Consider the following 16,060-nt stretch of genomic DNA (forward strand, 5'->3'; position numbering starts at 1 on the left):
TATGATCAACAAAACAGTAAGCGGCCCCCAGGAAGCCCTGGAGGGTCTCACCGACGGCATGACGCTGATGCTCGGCGGCTTCGGGCTCTGCGGTATTCCGGAGAACTCCATCCAGGAAATTCTGCGCCGAGGCGTGAAGGGTCTTACCTGCATCAGCAACAACGCTGGCGTCGATGATTTCGGCATCGGCCTGCTGCTCCAGACCCGGCAGGTGCGCAAAATGATTTCCAGCTACGTGGGCGAAAACGCCGAATTTGAGCGCCAACTGCTGGCCGGCGAGCTGGAGGTGGAGCTGATTCCGCAGGGTACGCTGGCCGAGCGGTGCCGGGCCGGCGGCGCGGGCATTCCGGCCTTTTTCACGCCCGCCGGCTACGGCACGGAGGTGGGCGAAGGCAAGGAGAGCCGCGAATTCAACGGCAAAATGTACCTGCTCGAACATGCTCTGCACGCCGATTTCGCCTTCGTGAAAGCCTGGAAGGGCGACTCGGCCGGCAACCTCATTTTCAAGGGAACGGCCCGCAACTTCAACCCCATGATGGCCACGGCCGGCAAAATCACGGTGGCCGAAGTGGAGGAGCTGGTGCCCGCCGGCGAGCTGGACCCCAACCAGATTCATACGCCCGGCATCTTCGTGCAGCGCATTTTCGAGGGCAAAAACTACGAGAAGCGCATTGAACAGCGGACGGTTTCTTCAATTAAAAATTAAAAGTGAAAAATTAAAAATGGGCTTAGTTCAGCTAATCAGGAACAGTCTGTTTTTCGTTTCGCGTCAATTTTTAATTTTTCACTTTTAATTTTTTAATTGAAAAGATGCTCGACAAACACGGTATTGCCCGGCGCATTGCGCAGGAAGTAGAAAACAACTCGTACGTCAACCTCGGCATCGGCATTCCAACGCTGGTGGCCAATTATATTCCGGCGGGCATCAACGTGGAGTTGCAGTCCGAAAATGGGTTGCTGGGCATGGGTCCCTTCCCCACCGAAGCCGACGTAGACGCCGACCTCATCAACGCCGGCAAGCAGACGGTGACCACGCTGCCCGGCTCCAGCTTGTTCAGCTCCGCCGACTCGTTCGGCATGATCCGGGGCGAGCACGTGGACCTGACGATTCTGGGGGCCATGGAAGTATCAGAAAACGGCGATATTGCCAACTGGAAAATTCCGGGCAAGATGGTGAAGGGCATGGGCGGCGCCATGGACCTGGTGGCCTCGGCCAAGAACATCATCGTGGCCATGCAGCACGTGGCCCGCGACGGGAGCAGCAAGCTGCTGCCCGCCTGCACGCTGCCCATCACGGGTTTGCGCTGCGTGAAGAAAATCGTGACGGAAATGGCCGTGCTCGACGTAACGCCCGATGGCTTCGTGCTCCGTGAGCGCGCCCCCGGCGTAACGGTGGAGCAGATTAAAGCCGCCACCGCCGGCAAGCTCGTTATTCCCGAAGGCGAAGTGCCGGAAATGGTTATTTGAGCTGATAGCTGATAGCTGATAGCTGATAGCTGATAGCTGATAGCTGATAGCTGAAAAACGCAAAGGGTACCGCACTGTGTTGAGTGCGGTACCCTTTTTTTTGGGCGGGGTAAGTTCGCCAGATGAAAGCTGTCCGCTATTAGCTACCAGCTAAGCTCCCCCCCGCAGCATGGCCTGGGTTAGGATGTGGCGGGCAGCTTCGAGGGTGAAGTGGGAGAAATAGCGCCGGAAGTGGGCCAGGGCCTGGTGGGCGGGCAGGGAGCCGGCGCGCACAGCATCGGCCAGGTGCAGGGCCAGCTCGTCGGGCTGGCTGGTGAGGGCGGGAAACTCGTCGTGGTTTTTGTAGCGGTGCAGCGTCTGCACCCGCAGCGCCGCCGTGGCCCCCGGCACCTGAAGCAGCAGGCGGCTGATGAGCAGCTGCACTTCGTCCATGAACAGCGTGCGCACCAGGCCCGGCGGGCTGGGTACTGCCTGACCGGGGGCGGCCGTGATGAGCACGGCCGCCGGGCTCTCGGGCTGCCAGCCGATGAGCCGGGGCGGCGCGCACAGCCAGGCAGTGGCCGGAAAGCTTTCCGGGACCTGAAGCACGGCGGCCAGGGTTTGCAGACGACGTTCGGGCGGCGGTAGCATACGGCAAGGTACACGCATACCCGCAGATGGGTTCCGCGCGGGCAGCGGGCAGCCCGGCCTGCCATACTCGTAAAGCAATAAAATAATGGACTATTCAGCTCAGTTCGCCCGCTAACCCGTATCTTCTGACTTGTTTAGCTTTCTTCCGGACCTGCCAGCGGGTTTTCGGGTCGCGGGCAGAATTTGCCCGGCTGCTAGCCTCTCATCCTCCGCTTCTGCTACCTATGCGCTACCGCTGCCTGCTCATGCTTCTGACCTGCCTGACCGCCCCCGGCCTTGCCTGGGCGCAGACTTCGCCCGTTATCACCGTGGCCGATATGCCGGTGCCCACCGATACGCTGCGCCACAGTACGGCCGCCGTAGCCTTGCCCGTCAGCGCGCCGCCTCTAAGCCGCCGCGGCCCCGGCCAGACCTGGAACTACGGCGCCCTGGTGGCCACGGCCCAGAACGTGGCGCGGTTCAGTGGCATTCCCAACCAGCCCCTGTACACGCTCACGTACGGTTCGGCGGTAAGCGGCCCCAACCGGGCCACGGTGGCCGCCGCCCGAAGCCTGCCCCTGCCGCCCACCGTGGTACTGCCGTTCTCCGAGCCCTACCAGTTTTTCCGGGCCTCGGCCACCGAGTTCCGGTCGGTGGGCTACGGGGCCACGGTGGGCGGCACTGCCCTGCCAGTGCTCTTTGCCAGTACCAATGAGCAGGACGTGGTGTACCGCCTGCCCCTGAGCTACGCCAGCCAGCCCGATTCGAGCCGGTCGTTTTTCAGCATCAACGTGCCGGGCACGGGGTACCTGAGCCAGCGGCGCAAGCGCGTGAACAAGGTGGACGCCTGGGGTACGCTCACAACGCCCTTCGGCACCTTTGCCACCGTGCGCGTGGTTACCCGCCTCGAAGACCACGACAGCGTGAGCGTGGGCACCACCAGTCAGGGCCTCGATCTGCCGGTAACGCGGGAGTATAAGTGGCTGGCCGCGGGTCAGCATGTGCCCCTGCTCACCATCACTACCAACGAAGTAGCCAGCCAGGAAGTCATCACCCAAGTGGAGTACCGCGACAGTTACCGTCGCCTGGTCGGCCCGCTGGGCACCACCGCCCCGTTGCCGGAAGCCCTGCTGGCCGTGTATCCCAACCCGCTGCCCGCCCACGATGTGCTGACGTTGCGGCTACCGGCCCCCGGCACGGCCACCCTCACGGCTACCGACCTGGCGGGCCGCCGGATTTTTCAGCACCGGCTTAAGGCCCCGGCGGGCACTTTGCAACTGGCTCCTGAGGCCTTCGGCAGCTTCCGGGGCGTGGTGCTGCTGAAGGTGGAAACCGCCGCCGGCGTGGCCGTGCGCCGCCTGATCCGGCAGTGAGTACCCGTGGGCGGCAGTAGTGGGCGGTAGCTCTGGCGCTGAATTCTTTTCCTGACTGCCGCCCACGGCTATCTGCGCTTTTTTCCCATCAAAACTGTCGGGCTTATCGTACTTAAAAAAAGCTCCCGCTGCGGGAGTTGTACCTTTGCGTACGCTTTTACGACTTCATACCACGAGTATATGCCCACGAGTTCACACGGAAAAACCGGCGGTAAGGCCGCCAAAAAGAATACCCTGCCCGCAATGCCCGCCCACCCGGAGCCGGCCGCTACCCCCGCGCCCGAAGCCCACAAGCTGGTATTGCGCACCCTGCGCCGCACCGATTTCAAGGAGGTAAAAACCATTATGGACAAGGTGTACTCCAACATGGAGGGCTCCTGGGCCCAGGATGAGTACAACGCCCTGATCAAGAAATTCCCCGAGGGCCAGATCTGCATTGAGGACAACGGCAAAATAGTAGCCGCCGCGCTGGCTATCATCGTGGAATACAGCAAGTTCGGCGATAAGCATACTTACGCCAAAATCACGGGCGGCGGCAAGTTCGATACCCACGACACCGACGGCGACACGCTCTACGGCGTGGATGTGTTCGTGGACCCCGAGTACCGCTCGCTGCGCCTGGGCCGCCGCCTCTACGACGCCCGCAAGGAGCTCTGCGAGAGCCTGAACCTGCGGGCCATGGTGGCCGGCGGCCGGATTCCGGGCTACAGCAATTATTCGGGGGAGATGACGCCCGCCAAGTATGTGGAAATGGTGCGCAACAAGGAGCTCACCGACCCCATCCTCACCTTCCAGCTGGCCAACGACTTCTACGTCCGCAAAATCATTCGCGGGTATTTGCCTTACGATTCCGAGAGCAAGGCCTTTGCCACGCTGCTGGAGTGGATTAACGTGTACTACGAGGAGGAAACCGACAAGCTCATCGGCAACCAGAAATCCAACGTGCGCATTGGCATTGTGCAGTGGCAGATGCGCGCCACCCGCGACCTGGACGACTTTTTCCAGCAGATGGAGTTCTTTGTGGACACCGTGAGCGGCTATAAGTCGGACTGCGTGCTGTTTCCCGAGTTCTTCAACGCCCCGATGATGGCCCTCACCAATGAGGAGTCGCCCTCGGTGGCTATTCGCTCGATGGCCGCTTTCACCGAGCCCATCAAGGTGAAGATGATGGAGTTGGCCGTGAGCTACAACATCAACATTATTGCCGGCTCGATGCCGCTCTACGAAGACGGCAAGCTGCACAACGTGAGCTACCTGTGCCGCCGCGACGGTACCGTGGACGAGCAGTACAAGCTGCACGTAACGCCCGACGAGGCCAGCTACTGGGGCATGCGCGGGGGCAGCCAGCTGCGCTGCTTCGATACCGACTTCGGCAAAATCGGCATCCTGATCTGCTACGACGTGGAGTTCCCCGAGCTGAGCCGGATGCTGAGCGACGAGGGGATGAAAATCCTGTTCGTGCCCTTCTGGACCGATACCAAGAACGCCTACCAGCGCGTGCGGCTCTGCGCCCAGGCCCGGGCCATCGAGAACGAATGCTACGTGGCCATTACCGGCTCGGTGGGCAACCTGCCCCGGGTCGAGAATATGGACATCCAGTACTCGCAGAGCGCCGTGTTCAGCCCCTCCGACTTTGCCTTCCCCCACGACTCCATCGTGGCCGAGGCCACGCCCAACACGGAGATGACGCTCATTGCCGACCTCAACCTGGACTTGCTGAAAGACCTGAACACCAGCGGGGCCGTGCGCAACCTGCGCGACCGGCGCAAGGATTTGTACTCGGTGAGCTGGGTGAAGAAGACCGAGCGCGACGACGAGCTGCTGAGCCAGGGCGAGGAGCGAACCCCCAAAACCACGCCCCGCCACGCCCCCATCACGGTGGCGTAGATTTTCTGGGGCCACCTTGCAGATTACTTACCGCACCGGCGGCTCGTCAGCTACCGACGGGCCGCCGGTGCGGCTTTAGGGCAGCGCAATAGTTGGGCTATTCACGGAAAAACTGCGCCCGTTTCGTTTTAGAATTAAAAACAGATTAAATACCAGATTCGGGGAAGCCGCCGGCTATGATTTGTGCGTACGTGAAAAGGTTCCCAACCCTTCCATCATTTTATCCTTCATTTCATTCACCAAACGTTTACCCACTCATGCAAACACTTTCTACTCGTCGGATGACGTCCCGGCGGGGCGGCTTCCTGCTCGGCGCGCTGGCCCTGCTGGCGGCCACCACCGCCCCAACTGCGGCCTCGGCCCAAACGGTATACGGCCTCTCCATCACTGCCACGCTGGCCACCAATCTGGTATCGTTTGAGGCGGCTACTCCCGGCACGTTTACGCTGAACGTCCCGATTACGGGCGTTGTGGCCGGCCAGACCGTTGTGGGCATCGATTTCCGCCCCACCACCGGGGAGTTGTTCGCCCTAGGGTACAATGTCAGCGGCACCCAGGCCCAGCTTTACACGATCAACCGCGTCAGCGGTCTGGCGGCTCCCATCGGCACGGCGCTCACCCTAAACCTGGGCACCGACCTGAACCGTATCGGGTTCGACTTCAACCCCACCGTGGACCGCATCCGGGTGACGGCCGGCAACCGGGCCAACTTCCGCCTCAACCCCAACAACGGTGCCCTGGCCGCCACCGATGGCACGCTGACCTACGCCCCCGGCGACGTCAACGCCGCCGCGACGCCCGGCGTCGGCTCCTCGGCCTACACCAACAGCTACATCGGCACCACCAGCACCACCCTCTACGACCTGGATGAGGCCAACAACCGGCTTGTGAGCCAGATTCCGCCCAACGAAGGCACGCTCAATACCGTGGGGCCGCTGGGCATCACCGTGAGCGGGGCCGGCCAGATTTCGGACCTCGACATTTATGTTGCCCCGACTACCAATGTCCAGACGGCCTATATGTCGGTGGCAACGGTGAGCGGGCTGACGGGGGCCTCCACCATGTTCTACACCCTCAACCTGACGAGCGGCACTGCCACGGCCGTAGGTGCGGTCGGAACCGGCCCCATCGTGGCCGTTACGGACATTGCCGTGCAGATTACCCGCCCCMCCACCCTGCCGGCCATTACCGGCAACCAGGCCTACGCGCTGGCCGGTGGCAACCTGATTTCGTTTGATACCGCCCTGCCCGGTGCCATTCGTACCTCGGTGGGCATTACCGGCGTGGCCGCTACCCAAACGCTGGTGGGCATGGATGTGCGCCCCCTCAACAACGCCCTGTATGCGTTGGGCTATGATGCCGCCACCCAAACCGGGCAGCTGTACACCCTCAACGCCGTAACCGGCGTGGCAACCAACCTGAGCGGCACCACCAACCTGGCCCTGCCGCTGGGTTCGGGCAGCATTGCCTTCGACTTCAACCCCACCGTAGACCGCATCCGGGTAGAGGGCGTGAACCGCGCCAACTTCCGCATCAACCCCAACGACGGCACCGCCGCGCCTCTCGTCGATGTGTCGCTGACCTATCTGGCCGGCGACGTCAACGCCGGTAAAACGCCTGCCATCGGCTCGGCGGCCTATACCAACAGCTACCCCGGCCCGGGCGGCACTACCCGCACCACCCAGCTTTTCGGCTACGATGAGGCGCTGAACATCCTGGCCAACCAGGTGCCCGCCAACGACGGCACGCTCAAGACTATTGGCGCCTCGGGCATTACCGTAACGGCCGGCCCCAACGTGGATATGGACATCTACAGCACGGCCGAAAACGTGAACACGGCCTACCTGGTGGCGGCTACCGGCACTTCGGCCAACTCCAGCCTCTACGCCCTGAACCTGAGCACCGGCGCGGCCACGGCCCCCGCCCTGATCGGCAACGGCATTGCGGTGCGCGACCTGGCCATTGCCAGCGCGGCCGGCGTAACTACCGGCACCCGCAACCCGACCGTCGCCACTGGTTTCGTGCTGTTCCCCAACCCCGTAACCTCCAGCGCCCAGGTTAGCTTCCGCCTGCCCCGCACCGGGGCCGCCGCGCTGGTCCTGACCGACGCCCTGGGCCGCACCGTGGAGCAGGTTTCGGCCGGCACGCTTACGGCCGGTGCCCACACGCTCACCTGGAGCGCCGCCCACCACCGCGCCGGTGTCTACTTCCTGCGCCTGCTCGTCGATGGCCAGTCGGCCGGCGTGCAGCGCGTGCTGGTGCAATAGTGCCGAATGCGTGAATGCGTGACTCGGTGAATGGGTGAACTGTTCACCGACTCCTGAGTCAGGCAAAAGCCCTGACATCCGCGCGGATGTCAGGGCTTTTTGCGTATCCGGTCTTCGGTCCGCATGACGGATGAAGTGCCTCGCCAAAGCAGCACGCATTCACCGGGTCACGCATTCACCGCTACCCGTGGGCGCTTTCCTGGGCGGCGAAGTAGGCGTGGTCGCGCAGAATGGTGCGGATAAAGGGCTCGTCCTGTAGCTCGGTACGGATAGTGGTGACGGTTTTCACTTTCATCGCGAGTTCATTGAGCAGCAGGTAGTCGTCTTGTTTGGCGGCTTGCTGGAAGAGGCGGCGGATGAGGGCCGCGTCGTGGTCGGAGAGGTGGCGGGCCTGCGGGAAGACGGGCTGGTAGCCGGCCGGCACCTGCACGTTGGCCGTGAGCGTCTGCACATCGGGGCTGCGGGGGCGCAGGCTGACCACGGTAGTGCCGGCGGCCAGGTCGCCGAGGCGCTGGCCCCGGCCGTTGAAGAGCACTGCCACCAGGGCCAGCGAACCGAGCGTCATGCCGATTTCGAGCAGCCCGAGCAGCCAGCGCAGCAGGTAGTCGCCGGGGCCGGGGCGGGTGCCGTCGAGGCGCGTGACCTTGATTTTACGCACCTGCTTACCCAGGCTCTGGCCATTGAAAAAGATTTCGCACCCCGGATGATACACCAGCAGCGGAATGGCCACCAGCAGATATTGAAGCACCCGCTGACCGACCAACACACCGGCCACCTGATTGATCAGGAAATTCGCACCAATGGCCCACAGGCCCATTATCACCAAGTCCAGCAGTTGGGCCAGCACCCGGTCGCCCACGCTGGCGGCCTCATATTCCAGCACCACGTTCTGGGTGGTCTGAATGCGAATCGTACTCATAGCGAATCTAAAAAAAAGGGCCGGTTATGGCCCAGGGAAACCTGTATATTTAGCCCGGCGGATAGGACTAGGGCAGAAACCTTCGACAAAAGCAGAGCACCGGTCCAGGCAGGATGAATGCCCTTTTTTGCCGCGTTTCCGGCCCCTTTCATCCGCCTCGATTTTTATCCTTTAGCCCCGATCGGGCTTCTTGCTTAGGCTATGCGCGAAACCATCTTTCTACGCCTCCACGAAGCCCGGTGGCAGCAGTACGAGCAGCAGCCCGTTGCCGGCCCCGAGGAGCTGGCCCGGCGCTACGTGGAACTGACCGATGACCTATCCTACGCCCGGACCTTTTACCCGGACTCGGCCACGACGGCTTACCTGAACGGCTTAACGGGCAAGCTACACCAGGCCCTCTACAAAAACAAAAGGCAGGAGCCCGGCCGGTTTCTGGATTTCTGGCTGCGCGAGCTGCCCCTGCTGGTGGCCCGCCGCCGCCGCCAGCTGCTGGCGACGCTGGCGTTTTTTCTGGTGTGCGTATTCATCGGAGCCCTCTCGGCCGCCTACGACGACACGTTCGTGCGCGTGGTGCTCGGCGACGAGTACGTGAACCGGACGCTGGCCAACATCCAGAAAGGCGACCCGATGGCCGTGTACAAGGGCGAGGAAGAAGCGCCGATGTTTCTCTACATCACGCTCAACAACGTGAAGGTGTCGCTCTACGCCTTCGCCGGGGGCATCACGGGGGGGCTTTTCACGCTGTTCATGCTGTTTCGCAACGGCGTGATGCTGGGCTCCTTCCAGTGGTTTTTCTACCAGCAGGGCGTGCTGCTGCCCTCGGTGCTCACCATCTGGATTCACGGCACCCTCGAAATTTCGGCCATCGTGCTGGCCGGCGGGGCCGGCTGGATTATGGCCCACAGCCTGCTGTTCCCCGGTACTTACTCCCGCCGCGACTCCCTGCGCCACGGAGCCCGCGACGGCATGAAGCTGGTCGTCGGGCTGGTGCCGGTATTCGTGGTAGCAGGCTTTCTGGAGGGCTTCGTAACGCGTCATACCGAAATGCCACTGCCGGCCAGCCTGAGTATTATCGGGCTGTCGGCTACCTTTATTCTGGGCTATTTTGTGGCCTATCCGTGGTGGCTTTCTAGAAAAGCGGGTAGCTGAAGGAACGAGAATCACTGACTACTACACCTCATCGAACGAAGAAAAGTCGATAGCAAAAAGCCAGCCGCCAATACGCGCCCGTTCAGTCTCCGAATCTTCCACCGAACAGCCAGCAGCCAGCAGCCAGCAGCTATGAATCAACAGCCAACAGCGAAAACCAATGCGCCACCTTGCCTTTAACCGCCCCACCGATTTCCTGCGCCGCCGGGATTTCAGCCAGAAAATGGAGGCGACCTTCGACTTTATCCGGGTTCATGCCACGCCCCTGCTGCGGGTGATGCTGGTGCTGGTGCTCCCGCTGGCCCTGCTCACTGGCATTGGCAGTGGGCTGATGCAGAGCCAGCTGTTCGCCTCCTTCGGCACCATGGCCCGGCAGGCCCGCACCGGCCTGCCCTCGGGGGTGCTGCCCGAAGTGTTCACCTCGGCCGGCCTCTGGATAACAGTTCTGAGCGGCCTGCTCCTGTTCGCGATGGTGCATCTGGTGGTGTATGGCTACGTGGTGCTCCAGGCCGACCGCACCACCGACAGCCCGGTAACGCCGGGCCAGGTGTGGCAGGTAGTAAAGGCGCGGTTTCTGGGCATGGTGGGCTCTTTCCTGGGGCTGGGCCTGCTGTTTATTGCGGGTTCGATGGCCGTGGGCATGGTGCTGAGTTTGGGTATGGTATTCTTCGCCTCGGTGGTGGGCGCGACCTGGCTGGGCTTTGTGCTCATTCTGGGGCTCTACGTGTTCATGTTTTACGTGATGGTGGCCCTGAGCCTGTACTTTATCGTGTGGTTGCGGGAGGGACGCGGCTTTTTCGGCAGCATCGGACGCTGCTTCCAGCTAATCAAAGGCAAGTGGTGGTCCACCTTCGGGCTACTGGTGGTCATTACCCTCATCATGTACCTGATCCTGATTCTGGCAGTCGCGGGCCTGTCGGCCGTGGGGCTGCCCTTCATGAGCCTGATGAAAGGCGAAACGATGGACCTCGGGCCGCTGGCGCGGGTGCTGCTCATCGTGTATGCGGGCCTCCAGACACTCATCCTGCTCACCTTCTACCCGCTTATCATGATTGCCCTCAGCTTCCAGTACTTCAATTTGGTGGAGCGCCGCGACGGCGAAGGCACCCGGCTGCTGATTGATTCCATTGGCGCGCCCGTGGTGCTGACCCAAGCCCAGGGCCTGCGCCCCGACGACGACGGCGAATACTAAGCTGGTCTGGCCACCTGCTATTTCCTTGCCCGCTAATTTGCCGCCCTTGAACTGCTCCCGCCCGACATTCGCTTTCGCCCCGGTTTCGGCCACTGCCGTTATCGGGTTGCTGCTGCTGGCGGCTCCGGCCGGGGCCGGGCCGGGGCCGCAGCTCCCGCAGCCGCCCCTGCTGCCCCCCGCCGATACCACCGTCGCCCACTCGGATACCCGCCTGGTGCCCCTACCCACCGATACGGCCACCCCGGCCCGGCTGCGGCCGCCGGCGGCCGGCCGCCTCGCCGCCCTGGCCCGGCGGCCCGAGTTCCGGTACGTGGAGCCCGAAATCCACTCCAGCTCCGACAGCGCCTGGACGCGGTTCTGGCGGGAGCTGCTGCGCTGGCTGACGGCCCTGTTCTCGGGGCCGACCTACGAGAGCCGGGGCCGCTACGTGGTGTACGCGCTGTTTGCCGCCGCCTTCGGCTACGTGGGGCTGCGCCTGCTCCGGCTGGATATTACGGGCCTGTTCGGGCGGCGCGCCCGGGCCGTACCGCTGCCCTACGAAACGCTGAGCGAGGACATTCACCGCATCGATTTCGACCAGGAGCTAATTCGGGCCGAGCAGGCCGGCAACTACCGCCTGGCCGTGCGCCTGGGCTACCTGCTGGCCCTGCGCCACCTCACCGAGCGCCACCTCATCCGCTGGCAGCCCGACAAAACCAACCACGATTACCTGCGCGAGCTGGCCGGCACGCGCTGGGCCGCCGGTTTCCGGAGCCTCACCCGCCAGTTCGAGTACGTGTGGTACGGGGAACTGCCGCTCTCGGCCGCCCAGTATCCGGCCCTGCGCGAAGACCGCCAGGAGTTTATCCGTCGTCTTTCGGGCAAGCTGTCAGCGGTGAGTTGATGAGAGTTGATCTTCATGCTGCTAATGTTCCTAATGCTTTTGCCCTACTTCCGCTTTCAGGCCGCAAACAGTAGCCGCCGCGCCACCAAAATGCCCCGTATCCAACCAGAACAAAAGCTAACGGCTAATAGCTGTCAGCTAACAGCGCAACCTCAATGACGCGTTTTCGTGCTTTTTTGCTGGCCCTGGGGGTGCTGTTCGTGGCCTTCGTGACGGTGGAATACTTTCGGCCCCAACCTACCAACTGGCGGCCCACCTTCATCAACCGCGACAAAATTCCCTACGGCACCTATGTGCTCTTCGACCAGCTGCCGGCCCTGTTTCCCGGCCAGCTCATCAGCACTGTGCGCCTGCCCATTGCCAGCCAACTGCTGCCCGGCCTGAGCCCCGATGCCGCCCTGGACGCGGCCGAACAGTTCTCCGCCGCCGAGCTGGCCCCCGACAGCACCCTTGCGCAGCCCCCCGCCCTGCCCGCCCTGCGCCCCGACCCGGGCACGTACGTGTTCATCAACGACTACTTCAACTGCTCCCGCCTCGACCGCGACGCGCTGCTGCGCTACCTGAGCCGGGGCAACGCGGCCTTCATTGCCGCCGAGCACATCACCGACGTGCTGCTGGATTCGCTGGGCCTCGACGTGCGCCCGGCCCAGGAGCTGGACAGCCTGCTGGAATTGCGCCGGGCCTGGCGCGGCCCCGTTAGCAACCAGACTACCCGCGTAACGCTGGTGAATCCACCGGCCGGGGCGCAGCGCACCTACCGCTTACCGGCGACCGAGGTGCCGGCCTATTTTGTGGCGCACCAGGGCAGCCGAGCCACGGTGCTGGCCCGGGATGCCCGCCGCCGCCCCGTGCTGGTGCGGGTGCCGGTGGGCCGGGGTAGTTTGCTGCTGAGCACTACGCCGGCCGCGTTCAGCAACCTGCTGCTGCTGCGGCCCGCCACGGCGGGATTCGCCTTCGCCACGCTGTCGGGGCTGCCCGTGGGCCGGCCGGTGTTCTGGGACGAGTACCAGAAGCAGGGGCCGCTGGGCGAGCAGTCGTTGCTGCGGGTGCTCCGGCAGCACGTGGCGTTGCGCTGGGCGCTGGTAGCAGCGCTGGTGGGCGCGGGGCTGTTTGCCCTGTTTGAGGCCCGGCGGCGGCAGCGCGTCATTCCCATCCTCAAGCCCCTGCCCAACACCACGCTCCTGTTCACGCGCACTGTGGCCGGGCTGTACCGCCAGGGCAGCAACCACGCGCCCATCGCGGAGAAGAAAATCGGGCTGTTTCAGGAGTACCTGCGCACCCGCTACCACGAGCCCGCCCTCGATTTGGCCGATACCGCCACCCGGGAACGGCTGGCCCAGAAATCGGGCGTGGCCCGGCCGGCCGTGGATGCGCTGGTGCGCCGCATCAACCTTACCCTCACCGCCCGGCAGGTTTCCGACGCCGACCTTCTTGCTCTCCATCAGGCCATTAACCACTTCCGCCAGGCGGTCGGCTGAAATTGTATTATCTGCTTAAATTGTCTTTTACCTGTTTATAATTATTCCAATACACCGTCTCATACTATTTAAATCCGCTATTCAGTGTGATATCCTGTTTAACAGATGTAATTATACCACTTCACTCTTTTGCTCCGCAATTCGCTTCAAGATGGAAAATACCGCTGATATGTCTCCGGAAAACTTCGCTCCGGCTCCCCTTTCCCCGCCCCCTCCCGCTGACCCAACCCCGGAAACCACGGCCGACACCACCGCCGCGCCCTTCGCCCCGCGCACCGATCTGAGCCACCTCAGCCGCCACGCCGATGCCATCCGGGCCGAGCTGAGCAAGGTGATTGTGGGCCAGCGCGACCTGGCCGAACTGCTGCTCACAGCTTTGCTGGCCGATGGCCACGTGCTACTGGAAGGTGTGCCGGGCGTGGCCAAAACGCTCACCGCCAAACTGCTGGCCCGCACCCTGAGCGTGCCCTTCAGCCGCCTCCAGTTCACCCCCGACCTGATGCCCTCCGACGTGCTGGGCACCGCTATTTTCCGGCCCCAGAAGGGCGAGTTCGAGTTCCGGCCCGGCCCCATTTTCGCCAGCGTGGTGCTGATTGACGAAATCAACCGGGCACCCGCCAAAACGCAGTCGGCCCTATTTGAGGTGATGGAGGAGCGGCAGGTGACCCAGGACGGCACCCGTTACCCGGTGCCCACGCCCTTTGTAGTGCTGGCCACCCAAAACCCCATCGAGCAGGAAGGCACCTACCGCCTACCCGAGGCCCAGCTCGACCGGTTCCTGTTCAAGCTCCATGTGGGCTACCCCACCGTGGAGGAGGAAATAGCCATTCTGGAAGGCCACCACGCCGGTTTTGGGGGCGCGCCCCTGGAGGCGGTGCAGGCCGTAGTGTCGGCCGAGGATTTGCGCCAGCTGCGCGAACAGGTGCAATGCCAGCACGTGGAGCCCAAGCTGCTCGAATACATTGCCCGCCTCGTGGGCCAGACCCGCGCCCACCAGGGCCTCTACCTCGGGGCCTCGCCCCGGGCCTCGCTGGCCCTGCTCAACGGCGCCAAAGCCCTGGCTGCCCTCCGCGGCCGCGACTTCGTGACGCCCGAAGACATCCAGTACCTGGCCCCCGTGGTCCTGCGCCACCGCATCCAGCTCACGCCCGAACGCGAAATGGAAGGCAGCACCCCGGATGACGTGGTGAAGCAGATTTTGCAGCAGATTGAAGTTCCCCGTTAGGCGGAAAATGGTAAAGACCGTCACTCCCCTCCTCAGCTGAGGAGAGGACGTCGCTGCTTCGCGGCGGCTGGGGTGGTTGGCTCGTTGCTGATGTTGTTTAGCGGAACGGTCTACGTTATATCGTCCGGCCGTCATCAACCACCCCTAGCCCCTCCTTTCCAAGGAGGGGAACTAGCTTCTAGCTCTAGTTTCTAATCATGGCCATTTTGCGCAGCTTTTTTCTGACCCGCCGCTTCTTCCTGGCCCTCCTGGTTGTCATTACCGGGCTGGTGGTGGCGTTCTTTCTGCCGAGGTTGCTGGTGCCTTTGCAGCTGCTGCTGGGGTTGCTGGGGCTGCTCACGGCCCTGGATGCGGGGCTGCTCTACGGCACCGGCGGTAGCGTGTTCGGGCGGCGGGTGCTGGGCGACAAACTGGCTAATGGCTCCGATAATGAGGTGGCCATCTACCTGGAAAACCACTTCCGCTTCCCGTTGCGCACCGAAACCATCGACGAGGTGCCCCACCAGTTTCAGCGCCGCGACGTGCTGTTCCGGGCCCTGGTGGCGCCCGGCGAAACCCACCTGATTCGGTACCAACTACGGCCCACCCGGCGGGGCGAGTACGAGTTTGGGGCCCTGAACGTGTACGCGGCTTCGCCCCTGGGGCTGGTGCGGCGGCGCTTCCGGTTCGATGAAAACCGGGTGGTACCGGTGTACCCTTCTTTTTTGCAGATGCGCCAGTACGAACTGCTGGCCATCAGCAACCGCCTCACGGAGGTGGGCGTGAAGCGCATCCGGCGGGTGGGCCAGAGCATGGAGTTCGAGCAGATCCGGCCCTACGTGCCCGGCGACGACCCGCGCCGCATCAACTGGAAAGCCACCGCCCGCCGCGCCACCACGCCCGAAGCCGCCGACGCGCTGGTGGTCAACCATTACCAGGATGAGCGCGCCCAGCAGGTGTACTGCCTCATTGACAAGGGGCGGGTGATGCGCATGCCGTTCGAGGGCCTGAGCCTGCTCGATTATGCCATCAACGCCACGCTGGTGGTCAGCAATATTGCCCTGCTCAAGCACGACAAGGCCGGGCTGCTCACGTTTTCGCACCAGCCCGGAGCCATTGTGCCCGCCGACCGCCGCAGCGGCCAGCTGCGCAAGCTGCTGGAGGTGCTCTACCGCCAGAAAACCAAGTACCTGGAAACCGACTACGAACGGCTCTACATTACGGTACGCCACCAGATCCGGCAGCGCAGTCTCCTGATTCTGTTCACCAATTTCGAAACGCTCTACGGCATGCAGCGCCAGCTGCCCTACCTGCGCCGCCTCGCCAAAGACCACCTGCTGCTGGTCGTGTTCTTCGAAAACACCGAGCTCGACGCCTACCTCCACGCCCCCGCCGCCACCACCCAGGACGTGTACAACCAGACGGTAGCCGAGAAATTTGTCCAGGAAAAGCGCCAGATTGTGCGCGAACTGAGCCGCTACGGCATCCACGCCCTGCTCACCGCCCCCCAGAACCTGACGGTGAACACCATCAATAAGTACCTGGAATTCAAAGCCAGAGGGTTGATTTGAGTTCAGTTGCTGGTTGGCAGTGGTCAGTTGCCAGGGGAAAGGAACTGTCATCCTGAGCGGA

Annotated in this window: 13 protein-coding genes; 11 read left to right on the forward strand and 2 right to left on the reverse strand. The window is 63.1% G+C overall.

What is annotated here, in order from left to right:
* Position 1: 1 nt before the first annotated feature.
* Positions 2 to 706: a CoA transferase subunit A gene (locus D0T11_RS05870; RefSeq protein WP_119654848.1), complete on the forward strand. Its 705-nt coding sequence runs from the start codon at positions 2 to 4 to the stop codon at positions 704 to 706.
* A 104-nt stretch (positions 707 to 810) separates the two neighbouring features.
* Complete coding sequence (locus D0T11_RS05875) at positions 811 to 1,467, forward strand: 3-oxoacid CoA-transferase subunit B (protein ID WP_119654849.1); 657 nt, start codon at positions 811 to 813, stop codon at positions 1,465 to 1,467.
* 150 nt (positions 1,468 to 1,617) lie between these two features.
* Here the strand turns inward: D0T11_RS05875 and D0T11_RS05880 are convergent, their stop codons facing one another.
* Positions 1,618 to 2,097 (reverse strand): hypothetical protein, encoded by a 480-nt coding sequence (locus D0T11_RS05880; protein ID WP_119654850.1) that lies wholly within the window; start codon positions 2,095 to 2,097, stop codon positions 1,618 to 1,620.
* A gap of 224 nt (positions 2,098 to 2,321) precedes the next feature.
* On the opposite strand from D0T11_RS05880, the gene D0T11_RS05885 reads away from it, so the two are divergent.
* The 3 genes from D0T11_RS05885 (at position 2,322) to D0T11_RS05895 (ending at position 7,603) form a co-directional block, all read left to right on the forward strand.
* A complete protein-coding gene (locus D0T11_RS05885; protein WP_119654851.1) occupies positions 2,322 to 3,449 on the forward strand; it encodes a T9SS type A sorting domain-containing protein in 1,128 nt (375 codons plus the stop codon).
* A gap of 243 nt (positions 3,450 to 3,692) precedes the next feature.
* On the forward strand, positions 3,693 to 5,336 hold the full coding sequence (locus tag D0T11_RS05890) for a bifunctional GNAT family N-acetyltransferase/carbon-nitrogen hydrolase family protein (protein WP_220473704.1): 1,644 nt from the start codon (positions 3,693 to 3,695) through the stop codon (positions 5,334 to 5,336).
* A gap of 257 nt (positions 5,337 to 5,593) precedes the next feature.
* Complete coding sequence (locus tag D0T11_RS05895; protein ID WP_182888265.1) at positions 5,594 to 7,603, forward strand: DUF4394 domain-containing protein; 2,010 nt, start codon at positions 5,594 to 5,596, stop codon at positions 7,601 to 7,603.
* Positions 7,604 to 7,784: 181 nt separating this feature from the next.
* On the opposite strand, the gene D0T11_RS05900 is transcribed toward D0T11_RS05895, so the two are convergent.
* A complete protein-coding gene (locus D0T11_RS05900) occupies positions 7,785 to 8,522 on the reverse strand; it encodes an RDD family protein (RefSeq protein ID WP_119654854.1) in 738 nt (245 codons plus the stop codon).
* A gap of 201 nt (positions 8,523 to 8,723) precedes the next feature.
* Here D0T11_RS05900 and D0T11_RS05905 point away from each other — a divergent pair, with 201 nt between their 5' ends.
* From D0T11_RS05905 to D0T11_RS05930, 6 genes are all read left to right on the forward strand, one after another.
* Entirely contained in the window at positions 8,724 to 9,671 is a 948-nt protein-coding gene (locus D0T11_RS05905) for a stage II sporulation protein M (protein ID WP_119654855.1), read from the forward strand.
* A gap of 160 nt (positions 9,672 to 9,831) precedes the next feature.
* Complete coding sequence (locus D0T11_RS05910) at positions 9,832 to 10,863, forward strand: hypothetical protein (RefSeq protein ID WP_119654856.1); 1,032 nt, start codon at positions 9,832 to 9,834, stop codon at positions 10,861 to 10,863.
* Between the two features lie 46 nt (positions 10,864 to 10,909).
* Positions 10,910 to 11,746, forward strand: coding sequence for a DUF4129 domain-containing protein (locus tag D0T11_RS05915; RefSeq protein WP_182888266.1), 837 nt, complete (start codon positions 10,910 to 10,912; stop codon positions 11,744 to 11,746).
* A 155-nt stretch (positions 11,747 to 11,901) separates the two neighbouring features.
* Positions 11,902 to 13,224: a DUF4350 domain-containing protein gene (locus D0T11_RS05920; protein WP_147374537.1), complete on the forward strand. Its 1,323-nt coding sequence runs from the start codon at positions 11,902 to 11,904 to the stop codon at positions 13,222 to 13,224.
* Positions 13,225 to 13,375: 151 nt separating this feature from the next.
* On the forward strand, positions 13,376 to 14,449 hold the full coding sequence (locus tag D0T11_RS05925) for an AAA family ATPase (RefSeq protein ID WP_262681821.1): 1,074 nt from the start codon (positions 13,376 to 13,378) through the stop codon (positions 14,447 to 14,449).
* Between the two features lie 197 nt (positions 14,450 to 14,646).
* Positions 14,647 to 15,999 (forward strand): DUF58 domain-containing protein, encoded by a 1,353-nt coding sequence (locus D0T11_RS05930; protein ID WP_119654859.1) that lies wholly within the window; start codon positions 14,647 to 14,649, stop codon positions 15,997 to 15,999.
* Positions 16,000 to 16,060 lie beyond the last annotated feature (61 nt).

The organism is Hymenobacter rubripertinctus (assembly GCF_003583925.1).
Taxonomy (GTDB): domain Bacteria; phylum Bacteroidota; class Bacteroidia; order Cytophagales; family Hymenobacteraceae; genus Hymenobacter; species Hymenobacter rubripertinctus.